The sequence below is a fragment of the Natronorubrum aibiense genome (assembly GCF_009392895.1).
GTDB classification, from domain to species: Archaea; Halobacteriota; Halobacteria; order Halobacteriales; family Natrialbaceae; genus Natronorubrum; species Natronorubrum aibiense.
In genome coordinates this window covers 1,926,162-1,938,457 of the sequence record NZ_CP045488.1, presented here as the reverse complement: position 1 = coordinate 1,938,457, position 12,296 = coordinate 1,926,162, and the positions used below count along the sequence as shown (strand labels likewise).

14 protein-coding genes are annotated in these 12,296 nt (G+C 64.3%); 8 read left to right on the top strand and 6 right to left on the bottom strand.

The genetic code is table 11. The features are described 5' to 3' along the window. Window positions 1-201: 201 nt before the first annotated feature. Window positions 202-396 carry a DUF1328 family protein gene (locus GCU68_RS09485; protein WP_152941040.1) on the bottom strand — a complete coding sequence of 65 codons (195 nt, stop codon included), beginning with the start codon at window positions 394-396 and terminating at the stop codon, window positions 202-204. A gap of 98 nt (window positions 397-494) precedes the next feature. Beyond that, entirely contained in the window at window positions 495-2,420 is a 1,926-nt protein-coding gene (locus GCU68_RS09480; protein WP_152943684.1) for a bacterio-opsin activator domain-containing protein, read from the bottom strand. A 111-nt stretch (window positions 2,421-2,531) separates the two neighbouring features. On the opposite strand from GCU68_RS09480, the gene GCU68_RS09475 reads away from it, so the two are divergent. After that, window positions 2,532-2,720, top strand: coding sequence for an HVO_0649 family zinc finger protein (locus GCU68_RS09475; RefSeq protein WP_152941038.1), 189 nt, complete (start codon window positions 2,532-2,534; stop codon window positions 2,718-2,720). 176 nt (window positions 2,721-2,896) lie between these two features. Beyond that, a complete protein-coding gene (locus GCU68_RS09470; protein ID WP_152941036.1) occupies window positions 2,897-3,997 on the top strand; it encodes an archaeosine biosynthesis radical SAM protein RaSEA in 1,101 nt (366 codons plus the stop codon). Window positions 3,998-4,140: 143 nt separating this feature from the next. Here the strand turns inward: GCU68_RS09470 and purQ are convergent, their stop codons facing one another. Continuing rightward, window positions 4,141-4,821 (bottom strand): phosphoribosylformylglycinamidine synthase I, encoded by a 681-nt coding sequence (gene purQ, locus GCU68_RS09465; RefSeq protein ID WP_152941034.1) that lies wholly within the window; start codon window positions 4,819-4,821, stop codon window positions 4,141-4,143. After that, window positions 4,822-5,073 (bottom strand): phosphoribosylformylglycinamidine synthase subunit PurS, encoded by a 252-nt coding sequence (purS, locus tag GCU68_RS09460; protein WP_152941033.1) that lies wholly within the window; start codon window positions 5,071-5,073, stop codon window positions 4,822-4,824. A gap of 217 nt (window positions 5,074-5,290) precedes the next feature. Between purS and GCU68_RS09455 the strand changes: the two genes are divergently transcribed. Then, window positions 5,291-6,130, top strand: coding sequence for a VOC family protein (locus tag GCU68_RS09455; protein WP_152941031.1), 840 nt, complete (start codon window positions 5,291-5,293; stop codon window positions 6,128-6,130). A 6-nt stretch (window positions 6,131-6,136) separates the two neighbouring features. On the opposite strand, the gene GCU68_RS09450 is transcribed toward GCU68_RS09455, so the two are convergent. Together GCU68_RS09450 and GCU68_RS09445 are read right to left on the bottom strand one after the other, a co-directional pair. Then, window positions 6,137-6,508, bottom strand: a complete 372-nt coding sequence (locus GCU68_RS09450) for a rhodanese-like domain-containing protein (RefSeq protein WP_152941029.1) — start codon at window positions 6,506-6,508, stop codon at window positions 6,137-6,139. A 100-nt stretch (window positions 6,509-6,608) separates the two neighbouring features. After that, the gene (locus GCU68_RS09445) at window positions 6,609-7,844 is read right to left on the bottom strand and encodes an FAD/NAD(P)-binding protein (protein ID WP_152941027.1); all 1,236 of its coding nucleotides are present in this window, start codon (window positions 7,842-7,844) and stop codon (window positions 6,609-6,611) included. Window positions 7,845-7,929: 85 nt separating this feature from the next. Between GCU68_RS09445 and GCU68_RS09440 the strand changes: the two genes are divergently transcribed. From GCU68_RS09440 to GCU68_RS09420, 5 genes are all read left to right on the top strand, one after another. Next, entirely contained in the window at window positions 7,930-9,201 is a 1,272-nt protein-coding gene (locus GCU68_RS09440) for a GTP-binding protein (RefSeq protein WP_152941025.1), read from the top strand. Window positions 9,202-9,213: 12 nt separating this feature from the next. Beyond that, window positions 9,214-9,444, top strand: coding sequence for a DUF7511 domain-containing protein (locus GCU68_RS09435; protein ID WP_152941023.1), 231 nt, complete (start codon window positions 9,214-9,216; stop codon window positions 9,442-9,444). Between the two features lie 64 nt (window positions 9,445-9,508). Further along, window positions 9,509-9,766: a hypothetical protein gene (locus GCU68_RS09430; protein ID WP_152941021.1), complete on the top strand. Its 258-nt coding sequence runs from the start codon at window positions 9,509-9,511 to the stop codon at window positions 9,764-9,766. Between the two features lie 157 nt (window positions 9,767-9,923). After that, a complete protein-coding gene (locus GCU68_RS09425; protein WP_152941019.1) occupies window positions 9,924-10,874 on the top strand; it encodes a formyltetrahydrofolate deformylase in 951 nt (316 codons plus the stop codon). Window positions 10,875-10,984: 110 nt separating this feature from the next. After that, window positions 10,985-12,292 carry an acetamidase/formamidase family protein gene (locus GCU68_RS09420; protein WP_152941018.1) on the top strand — a complete coding sequence of 436 codons (1,308 nt, stop codon included), beginning with the start codon at window positions 10,985-10,987 and terminating at the stop codon, window positions 12,290-12,292. The last annotated feature ends 4 nt before the right edge of the window (window positions 12,293-12,296 follow it).

Here is a 12,296-nt window from a genome sequence, read left to right as displayed (position 1 = left end):
TCGCTGTTTAATTCGGCTTCCAGCCTGTTAGTCGTTCCCACCCCGGAGTAACCGAATTCCATTACATCGCTCGCGGACGGGTGCACTCGAGAACGGCACTGCTGACCGAGCATCCGACCGAGCGATCGGCGAACGAAGGGCTGTCGAATCGTAACTACTGGTAGTCTCGAGCGGGCCGCGAGTGGCCCCCGGCGGGGACGCTCATAGTAGCAAGGCGACGACCGCGAGGATGATGAAGATCAACACGAAGATGCGGGCGATCTCCATCGAGATCCCGGCGACGCCGCGAGCGCCGACCGCCGCGGCGACGATCGCGAGGAGAAAGAAAATCACCGCCCAGTACAGGAAACTCCCGCCACCGATCTGTAAGGGGACTGCGGATGCGAGTTCGAACATGGTCGGCGCTATCACCAGCGTGTACATAAACGCCAGCGACCGTCCAGCGCCATAATTTCGCACTACAGCGGGTTAAGACGGGCATTCAGCCTGCAGTGTCAGCCCGAAGGTTGAGTATCGTTGAAAAAGGCCTGACACAGCTTCGCTTCGGCCGTTCGCAGGTGTTCGTGGAACGTTGGCCGCGAGACGTCCATCGACTGGGCGAGTTCCTCGCCCGTCGTCGGGCGGGGCCACTCGAAGTAGCCGCTCAAGTACGCCCGCTGTAACGCGGCGAACTGGCGCTCGGTGAGATCGCTCTCGAGACGAGCGGCGAACTCCTGGCGGGTCTCGTGGTCGCGGTCGCGCTGCTGGAACGAAACGACGTCGGTGCCGGGGTACCGGTCTTCGACGGCTTCGACAACCGAGCGCACGTTCGCCGAGCGGGGGATCTCGAGGGTGAGATCGGTGCGGCCGTCCTCGCTTTCGATCGACTGCGTGCGAACGCCGCGCTCGGAGAGCCAGCCGACGAGGTCGTCGCCGCCGGAGAGTTCGATCAGACACTCCTCGTCGCGTTCGACGATGACGCGACAGTCGAGGTCGGGAATGTCGGCGACGGCCGCGGTGAGCTCGGAAGCAGTGGCCTCGGGGCCGGTGACGGTAAACAGCGACGCCGTCTCGTCGTCGGTTCGATGGACCGAGCGACGGTACTCGAGTCGACAGTCTGCCGCGGCCGAGAGGGCCGCCGACGCGACGGACGAATCAGTCAGGGTGAGTTCGACGGCGACGACGGCGTCCGTCTCGAGCACGCGACTGGTTTCGCGGGCGTTGACGCCGCTTGCGACTGCGCGGGCGAGCGCGGAGAGGATGACCGTTTCGCGGTCGTCGATCTCTCGGTCGTCGCCGGTACAGACCGAGAGGACGCCGTACTCGATATCGTTATACGTCAGCGGAAACGACGCGTACGACGTGCCCTCGAGCGTCTCGGTCGTGGCGTCGCCCTCGGCGAGCGTGGCCGCGGCTGGATGGTCGGCGTCGACCGACACACCCGTTTCGGGACAGCCGCCCGCACTCGAGCGAACGTCGATGGTCCCCGTCGCGGGGTTGCGTTCGCCGATCCACGCGCCGTCGTAGGCCGGCTCCGCTGCGATCCGATCGCAGACTTCGGCCTCGAGTTCGGATCGGGTGGTCGAGCCCGCGACGACGTCGGTGACGTCCTGAATCAGGCCCTCGACGCGATCTAAGATGTACTCGAGTTCCGCGGTCCGTCGCTCGAGTTCGAACTCGGCGCGTTTGCGAGCCGTCACGTCGTTCTGGAAGCCGACGTAGTGTGTCACTGTTCCGTCCTCGTCACGGACGGGCGCGATCGTCACCTCGTTCCAAAACGAGGTGCCGTCTTTACGGTAGTTCTCGAGTTCGACGGTGACCGGACGCTCCTCGTCGATTGCGGCTGCCATCTCGGCGATCGCCGTCTCGCTCGAGTCGTCGCCCTGCAGGAATCGGCAGTTCCGGCCGACGACCTCGTCGAAGCTGTAACCAGTCATTTCCTGATAGGCGTCGTTGACGTAGACCAGCGGGTTGTCCTCGAGATCCGGATCGGAAATCGTGATCCCGACGGGGGCCTCGTTGATCGCGCGATCTTTGACCGCGCGGTCGCTCTCACCGACGGGTGTGAACTCGTCCGTCGCACGATTCGGCTCGCCAGCCTCGGGCTCGCTGTGCTCGAACGTGATCGTCGCCCCGTCGACGGAGCGGTGGATACGCGCGTCGTAACGCTCGTCCTCGAGCGAAACCGTTCGAACTGTGCCGACCGTCGTCTCGTCGACTTCGGGTTCGAGCTGTGGCCACGACTCGAGAACAGCCGTCGGGTCCCACTCGCCCGTCCGCTCGTCGGTCGGCAGTTCGAACGCATCCCGCGCAGCCGCGTTCGCGTACGTGACCGTCCCATCAGCGACGGCGACGACGGGGTCGACGACCGCCTCGAGTGCACTGGCCGCAGCCGTCGCGTGACCGCCACCGCCCCCATACTCCGCATCGGCGTGTTCCATGCCCTGTCTTTCGAGCGGCACCATCCTAAGAACCACGGGGATCGATCAGCACCGTGACTGATCGGTTATGTGACCAGAACAATTATGACAGTTCGTGCTATATGGTGACATATGTCTAAGGCGCGATCACCGTTCGAGCAACTCCGAGACCGATTCAACGAAACAGACCTCGAATGTTCGGCGTGTGGCTACATCGATGCCGACGGGAGTTGGCGTGTCAGCACCACGGGCAGCCGCGTCAAGTACCAGTTCATGTGTCCGACCTGCGACGCCGTCGAAACGCGCGAGATGCGCCTCTAGCCACACTCACTCGAGATTGGGTCGTCCACGAACCGGCTGACGAGCGACGGGCGTGTGGAGGACACCCGAAACCGATCGCGCCTCGACGAGAACCAGTCGGAGCAGGCTCCGACCGAAACGACCGCTGTCGGCCCTAGACGAAGGCGCTTTAGGCGCTGGACCGCTTTCTCCCCACAATGAGTAAACCCACGCCCGACGTCTACGAGCAGGGCAAGGGCATGGACGCCCACAACAAGGTCATGCGGGAGATCCGCTCTCGCAAGGAGGCAAGCTACGATCCCCACGAGCCGACCCGCGTCTGGCTCGACGAGGACAACACCCCCGGCGGCGTCAAACGCAGCCTGACGATCATCCTCAACACCGGCGGCTGTCGCTGGGCTCGCGCCGGCGGCTGTACGATGTGTGGCTACGTCGCCGAAAGCGTCGACGGCGGCTCCGTCTCCCACGAGGCCCTGATGAACCAGATCGACGTCTGTCTCGAGCACGAGGCCGACAACGCAGACGAGCCGGCCGAACTCATCAAGATCTACACCTCCGGCTCGTTCCTCGATGAGCGCGAAGTCGGTGCCGAAACCCGCCGCGCCATCGGCGAAACGTTCGCCGACCGCGAGCGCATCGTCCTCGAGTCGCTGCCCGACTTCGTCGACCGCGAGAAGATCGCTGACTTCACCCGCCACGGCATCGATACGGACATCGCGATCGGCCTCGAGACGGCGACCGATCGCGTGCGCCACGACTGCGTGAACAAGTACTTCGACTTCGCGGACTTCGAAGATGCTTGCGCGGAAGCCGCCGAGGCCGACGCGGAGGCGGGCGACGACGCCGACGCGGGAATCAAAGCCTACCTCCTGATGAAGCCGCCGTTCCTTACCGAATCCGAGGCCGTCGAAGACATGATCAGCTCGATCGAGCGCTGTGCCGACGTCGACGGCTGTCACACCGTCTCGATGAACCCGTGTAACGTCCAGCGCTACACGATGGTCGACGAACTCTACTTCCGCGACGGCTACCGGCCGCCGTGGCTGTGGTCGGTCGCCCACGTCTTAGAGCAGACGGCCGACGTCGACGCCATCGTCGTCTCGGACCCCGTCGGCCACGGCTCCGACCGCGGCCCACACAACTGCACGGAGTGTGACGACCGCGTCCAGAAGGCGATCAAGGACTTCGACCTCCGACAGGACCCCACCGTCTTCGAACAGGTCTCCTGTGAGTGTGAGGGGACATGGGAGGTCGTGCTGGAACGCGAACGGAGCTTCAACCAGCCGCTGACGCGGTAGGGCGCTCGAGCCGTCGAGCCGATCCCATCTTTCTCCCCGTTGCTGCTCGGAGTCGTCTCTCGAGTGTGTCCTCGACTCGAGACGCGACCGCTGTCGCTCGAGCGATCAGTGACAAAAAACCGTCCGCCGTCGATGAGAGTGTTCTACGCCGACTCGAAGCCCTGCAGGACGCCCTGTCCGTCGGTCGGCCCAACGTCGGGCAGCGTCACGCGCTCGGGGTGGGGCATCAACACCGCGACGGTCTCGCGGTCGCCGAGCACGCCGGCCACGTTGTGTTTCGAGCCGTTCGGGTTCACATCGGGTCCCGTCTCGCCGTTCTCGTCGCAGTAGCGGAAGATGACGCGGTCCTCGTCCTCGAGTTCGGCCAATCGGTCGTCGTCAATCTCGTAGCGCCCTTCGCCGTGGGCGATCGGGATCTCGATAACGTCGCCTTCCTCGTAGGCGGCCGTCCACGGGGTGTCGTCGCGTTCGACGCGCAGGTAGACGTGCTCACACTGGAAGCGCGCGCTTTCGTTGGTCGTAAACGCACCCTCGGTGAGACCGGACTCACAGCCGATCTGGGCCCCGTTGCAGACGCCGAGCACGGGGACGCCGTCGGCGGCGGCCTCGCGGACCTCCTCCATAATCGGCGAACGTGCAGCCATCGCTCCCGCGCGCAGGTAGTCACCGTAGGAGAACCCGCCGGGCAGCATGATCCCCGAGGGGTTCTCAGGGAGGCCGTCCTCGTGCCAGACGATCTCGGCGTCGATGTCGAGGTGCTCGAGGGCGCGTTCGGCGTCCCGATCGCAGTTCGAGCCGCCAAAGCGGATGATCGAAACCGTCATCTACCGCTCGTCGACCTCCACGTCGTAGTCGTGGATGGTCGGGTTCGCGAGCAGTCGTTCGGCCATCTCGCTTGCGCGCTCGCTCGCGGCGTCGACCGACTCGGCCTCGAGGTCGACCTCGAAACGGTCCGCAGCGCGTAGATCCTCGAGTTCGAAGCCCAGCCGCTCTAAGGCTTGCTGTGTGGTCTCGGCTTCGGGATCTAACACGCCGTGTTTGAGTCGGACGGTCACCGTTGCGGTGTAGCCAGTCATTACCAGATACCCCGTAACCGTGCTCAAAAACGCTTTCGCCTTGCGTCTGTCATGCACGTTCGTGGATACCCACGCGAGTCGATCCCAGTGCTCGTGCTCTCCGCGTCGAGCAGTCGGACGGTGCGTCGAGCCCTCGAGCTGATAACATGGCTGTTAGCTGGTAAACGCACTGTCCGCAAAGGCCCATATGGGCCACGCGCCAACATCGTATCTGTCAATGACTACGTCCCCGCTTATTCCCAATACGGCACGGATCGGGCGCACCGCGCTGGTTGTCACTGATCTCGAGGCGATGATCGAATTCTACCGAGACGTCGTCGGCCTCGCGGTGCAGACACGACAGGAAACGACGGCAATACTCGGTGCTGGCGAGACGGCGTTGCTCGTCTTGGAACAGGACGAGGACGCACCACCTCGTCGTCGAGAGCAGGCAGGGCTCTTTCACAACGCATTCAAGGTCCCCTCGCGCGCTGCGTTGGGTGGTGCACTCGAGCGAATCAGGACCCACTGGCAGTTAGACGGCGCGTCCGACCACTACGTGAGCGAAGCGCTGTATCTCACCGACCCCGAAGATAACGGCATCGAGATTTACACGGACCGACCAGCGGAGGAGTGGCCACGTGCAGACGACGGCACGGTCCAGATCGGGACCGTGGGCCTCGATCTCGCCGACGTTGCTGCACAATCGGACGGAAGCACAGACGCCCCTCCCGGGACGACGGTCGGCCACATCCACCTAGAAACGTCGTCGCTCGAGGCGGCACGGGAGTTTTACGTCGACACGTTGGGACTCACCGTCCAGACGGAAGCACGGTCAGCGGTGTTTCTCGCGGCCGGGACGTACCACCATCATCTCGGCGTGAACACGTGGAACGGTCGGTCACAGCCGGCAGGCGGTCGTGGACTGGCCTGGTTCGAGTTCATCGTCCCGGACGAATCGACGCTCACGACGGTTCGAGAGGAGCTCGCAGATACGACCGTGGCGGTCGACGACGCTGCAGCGGGAATCGAACTGACGGACCCCGACGGCATCACGATTCGACTCCGGGTGGCATAACGGTCGTTACGGGAGCAGCCCCCTGAGCAGCGACGAGAGCCGATAGCCGATCGAGCCGTTCTGGTAGCCGTTCCAGCCGCGCATCCCGCCAGCAAGCGTCACGGCGTCGTAGCCTTCTTCCTCGAGTATCGACGTCGCCTTCTTCGCGACGACACCAGCCTTACAGACCGTGACGACCGTCTTTCCCGTCGGAACCTTCGACAGCGACTGTCGAAACTCAGTCTCGTCGCCACGTCGGAGGTCGTCGTACACCGGGATGTTCTGGCTGCCGTCGATGCGGTCGCGCTGGTGGGTCTTGCGCGGGCGGATATCGAGAACGTAGAGTGACTCACCGTTTTCCAGTCGCTCCTCGAGTTCGGGCGGCCTGATCTTGCTCATGAGACACAATACTACACACACGTACAAAACGGCACGGATGCGGCGTGGCGACCGGCGGGTCGCTGTCGGCGACTCGAGGGAAACGACCCTCGGACGGCGTTCAGTCGGCAGCCAGCAGAAGCCTGTCCGTAGTTGTGATCGCACCCGTCAGCCGGTCGGCTGCACGCCGCGCGCCGGCGATGTTTCCCGCAAAGGGGCCGACGGTGCCGGCCGCCAGTGCGCCCGTGACGAACACCGACGACTCGCCGCCGTCGGCTCGCGACCACGCTAACGTCTCGTCGTCGAGCACGGGCATCCCGCGATAGCCGCGCTCGAGGCCGAGTTCGCTGGCGAGGCGGTCGACGAACGGATGGTCGGCGACGGGCGCAAAGCCCGTCGCCAGCACGACGCGGTCGGCCGAGAGACAGCCTCCGTTCTCGAGCAATAGCCGCACCTGACCGTCCACTTCGCGGGCGGAGCGGACGTCCCCATAGCGAACCGACAGGGGTCCATCGTCGGCTGCCGACTCGAGGCGCTCGAGCAACGTCTGCGGAACGGTGGCGTCGTTGCGCGCCTCGCGGACGATGTCGGAACGGGCCTTTGACCCCGGTGGGTGGCGGTGAAGCTGGCTTTCGATGTGGTTCCAGTTGATCCAGCGCGGGTCCGCCTCGCTGGTCGCCGTTTCGAGTTCGTGGTGCGAACAGAGCGTCACCGCTTCGCGCTCGCGTTCGGCGAGACAGGTCGCAAGCTGGGCGGCCGTGATCCCACCGCCGACGATGATCGTCTCCTCAGCGGGCGTCTCGGGATCGAACCCGTCCCAGACGTGGATGATCGGATCGACGCCGTCGGCCCACGCCGGCTGTCGGTAGCGGTCGCCGTGGCCGATCGCCAGCACGCAGTTTCGGGTTCGGATCGCCTCGCTCGAGCCAGCGCCGTCGGCTGCTGTCGTCTCGAGAACGAGCCCATCGCCACGCTCGGTCCGACGGATCGCGTCGACGCTCGCCTGACGGTGGAGTCGCTCGAGGCCGGTGCCCTCGATCACGTAGTCGGCGTAATCGAGAAACAGCGACAGCGTCGGCCGCTGTGGATAGCCCGGCGTCGGCAGGAGTTCGTCCGTCCGGCACCGGCTTTCGGCGAAGCTCTCGAGGCCGAACGGCTCCGTACCGATGTGGTGGACGAACGTCGAACGCAGTTCGTCCATCTCGCAGGCGTCAGCTTTCCGGCGAAACGACTCGAGCAGGCGCCCATGTGGGTCAACTATCAGCAAGTCTTCGCGCTCGAGGGTGGTGTCCTCGAGCAGTCGCTGACAGACGTAGGTGCCGTGAATGCCGCCGCCGACGATAACGCACTCGAACATCAGCCGGATGTTCGGTCGCAGTGTTAATAACTATACTGGTTTAGATAATAACTACTATTACCCCAAGGACAGTATTGTTAATCGAATGTCCGACAACTCGATTCCCGTCACGGTACTGTCCGGTATCCTCGGTGCCGGCAAGACGACCGTTCTCAACCACGTGCTCCACGAGAGCGACGACCGCGACCTCGCCGTACTCGTCAACGACATGGGCGAGGTCAACGTTGACGCCGACCTCGTCGCCGAGTCCTCGGATATCGCCGACGAAGACGAAGAGTTGGTCGAACTCTCGAACGGCTGTATCTGCTGTGAGCTTCGCGGCGACCTGCTCGATGCCATCGGTGAACTCACCCAGCGCCGCGCGTTCGACGGCATCATCGTCGAATCGACCGGCGTTGCCGAACCACTGCCCGTCGCTCAGACCCTGACGCTCGGCTTCGACCAATCGGATCTCGATCCCACCGAGTTCTACGAGGAGACCGGCATCGAGCCACTCGAGGGCTGCCATCTGGATACAACCGTCACGGTCGTCGACGCCCACCAGTTCCACACCGCGATGGAGTCCGACGAGATCCTCGACGACGACGGGACGAAGAAACACCTCGGCGACCTGCTCGTCGAGCAGGTCGAGTTCTGCGACGTCTTAGTGCTAAACAAGTGTGATCTGGTCGACGAGGCCATCCTCGAGAAGATCGAATCCACGCTCGAGGTGCTCCAGCCTCGTGCCGAGATCGTCCGCACCGAACACGGCCGAATCGATCCCAACGACATCATCGAAACTGGACGGTTCGACTTCGAGGACGCGAGCCAGTCTGCGGGCTGGATCAAGGAACTCCAAGAGCCCCACGAGTCGGCCGAAGACGAACACGGCGTCACCTCGTTCGTTTTCGAGGCGCGCCGACCGTTCCACCCCGAGCGCTTTGCCGACCTGCTCGATGCGTTCCCCGACGCGGTCGTTCGTGCGAAAGGCCACTTCTGGCTCGCAACCCGCGAAGACGAGGCGCTGACGTTCAACGTCGCCGGCCAATCGGTTCGCGTCGGCCCCGGTGGCCAGTGGATCGACACGCTGCCGGCCAACGAGCGACGCGACCACCTTGAGGCAAACCCCCAACTCGAGGAGTTGTGGCACGACCGATGGGGCGACCGCAACGTTCGGCTCGTCGTGATCGGCACCGAGATGGACCACGAGTCGCTGCGGGGCGACCTCGCTGACTGTCTGCTGACCGACGGCGAACTCGAGGCCGACTGGTCGGCGTTCGCAGATCGGTTCCCGACGTTCGAACCGCCGGAGCCCGAGGCCGAGGACGCGGCCGACGACCAGCAAGAGCAGACGGAGGAACTCGGCATTGCAGACTGACCACGACCGACGATGACCGACCGACACAGCGACGTCGAACGCCGAGCGAATATCGACGAGTTAACGGCCGCCGATGGCTCCTCACCCGGCGACGTCTCGCCGTGTTATCAGGCGTATCTCGAGCGCAACGACCACCGTCCGGACGTCTGTACGATCTACTCGGCGGTAACCGCCGGCTCCATAGCGGAGACGTGGATCAGCGCGACCGGCTCGGCGTTCGTCTCTCGAGAGGAAATGCGTTGATCCGCCACGAGCGACGCACAGACGCACCGTCTCACGACCAGCCGATAGTTTCCCACCACACAGTATGACATCACCGTTTCAAACCGCCGTCAGATCGACCGTCCACCACACCCGCCGTCACGACGCCATCGACCGAATGATCGATGATGACGAGCGAAAGAATCTCTCGGTTATCGCCCAGTTGGACGGGCTCCGCGCCGAGTACCGTCGACGCGCACTCGAGGGCCTCGCCACCTGTCACGCGAGCGCCGAACTCGAGACACTCGCCGACGAATCGACGCTCGAGCCCCTGTTGCGCCGACAGGCAAGCGAACTGGCCTGACTGCGGCCTGCGGTCGCGTTCGAACGGACACGATTTCGTATTGGATTCGTTGACGATTCGGTTCGCAAAACCATCCACAGAAAGCAGGACTTTTGACCACACGTAGATTGAAACTCGTACTGATGGACCAGATTTCGCTCGAGCGGAGGTGGTTGCGATGACGACGAACGTAACAGAGATTACCGTTATCGGAGACGACGATACCGGGCTGGTTGCCGGGGTGACCAGCCTCCTGTTCGAGCGCGGGATCAATATCGAAGACCTCGACCAAGCCGTTCGCGACGGCGTCTTCCGGATGTATCTCGCCGTCGACACCTCCGAGATGGTCTGTACCGAGGCCACGCTGCGCGAGGACCTCCACGAGCTCGGCGACGAACTCGGCCTCGACGTGCAGGTTCGGTTCCCCGCCGACCGCGAAACTCAACAGATCGCCGTCCTCGTCACGAAAGAGAGCCACTGCCTCGAGGCGCTGTTCGAGGCGTGGGCGAACGACGACCTCGGCGCAGATATCGGCGTCGTCATCGGCAACCACGACGACCTCCAGCCGCTTGCCGAACACTACGACGTGCCGTTTCACGACATCGGCGACGAAGGCGGCCAGCAGAACGAAGACGCGCTGCTCGACCTCCTCGGCGAGTACGACGTCGACCTGATCGTGCTGGCCCGATACATGCGCATTCTCAGCCCGAACGTCGTCTTTCGCTACGAAGACCGCATCATCAACGTCCACCCGAGCCTGCTGCCCGCCTTCCCCGGCGCGGAGGCGTACCGACAGGCCGTCGAAGAAGGCGTCCGCGTGGCCGGCGTGACCGCCCACTACGTGACGACCGACCTCGATCAGGGGCCGATCATCACCCAGCGAGCCTTCGACGTCCCCGACGACGCCGACCTCGAGGAGATGAAACGCCGCGGTCAGCCACTCGAGGCCGACGCGCTGCTCGAGGCCGTCAAACTCCATTTAAACGGCGACGTCTCGGTCCACCGCGGTCGGACGTCGGTTCGGGAGAACGGGACGAACTACCAGCTCGGACTGCCCGACGAGATCGACGAGTTCACGCCGGATCGACCGGTCGACGGGATCGGCAGCGTCGTCGCCAACGATCAGTAACGGATTCGACGATCCTCGATTTTTGGCACCCAACGTGCAGACGTACGAGTGACGTGTACTGTTCCGGTGACAGTAGGCTTATCGACGGCGACCACATACTTTGGTACGGTATGGCACAACGAGAAATCGAAGAGGAGCTATTCGTCGATCAGTACACGCTCGGCCTCGTCGGTCCCGATCAGGAGTGGGCGGGAACCGTCGCGGACGGCGGGACGATCGAGACGTACACGCCGCCGGGCTGTTGGGGGCCGATGATCACGCCGGAATTCCGTGGCGGCCACGAGGTCACGCGACCGATCCGTGTCGAGGGAGCGAGCGTCGGCGACGCCGTGGCGCTTCACATCCACGACGTCGAGGTCACGAGCATGGCGACGAGCACGGGCTCGATGGCCGAACGCGAGGACGCATTCGGCGACGACCCGTTCGTCGACCACCGCTGTCCGGAGTGTGGAACGAAGTGGCCCGAGACGATCGTCGAGGGCACGGGTGAGGAGTCGATCAAGTGCGCCGAGTGTGGCGCGAATGCTTCCTCCTTTGGCTTCGAGTACGGCTACACCGTCGCCTTCGACGACGACGGCACCGTCGGCATCACGCTCGATGAGGACGCGGCCCACGACCTCGCCGAGAACGCCGACGAGGTGATGGACATCCCCGAAAACTCGCGCCAGCATCCCATTCTGTTGTACGAACCCGGCGAGATGCCCGGTACGCTCGGGCGCTTGCGGCCGTTCATCGGCAACGTCGGGACGACGCCGCCGGTCACGATGCCCGACTCGCACAACGCCGGCGACTTCGGCCAGTTCCTCATCGGGGCCGACCACGACTACGGGATCGAGAGCGAAGCCGACCTCGAGGATCGAACCGACGGCCACATGGACATCCCGCAGGTTCGGGCCGGCGCGACACTCATCTGTCCGGTCAAAGTCGACGGGGCCGGCATCTACGTCGGCGACCTCCACGCCAACCAGGGCGACGGCGAACTCTCCTTGCACACGACCGACGTCAGCGGCACCGTCCGCATGGACGTCGAGGTCATCGACGGCCTCGAGCTCGACGGTCCGGTCCTGCTGCCGCCCGAGGAGGATCTCCCCTTCATCAGCAAACCCTACAGCGACGCGGAACGCGAGGCGGGCCACGATCTCGCCGACCAGCACGGCGTCGACCTCGAGGACGATATGGGTCCGATTCAAGTGATCGGGTCGGGCGCGACGGTCAACGACGCGACCCAGAACGCCTTCGATCGGGCGACGAAACTGCTCGACATGAGCGAAGGCGAGGTCCGTTCTCGGTGTACGTTCACCGGCGGCGTCCAGATCGGTCGCCTCCCCGGCGTCGTCCAACTCGATCTGCTCGCGCCGATGGCCGTCCTCGAAGAGCGCGGGATCGATCATCTGGTTCGCGAGCAGTACGACCTCTGAGCCG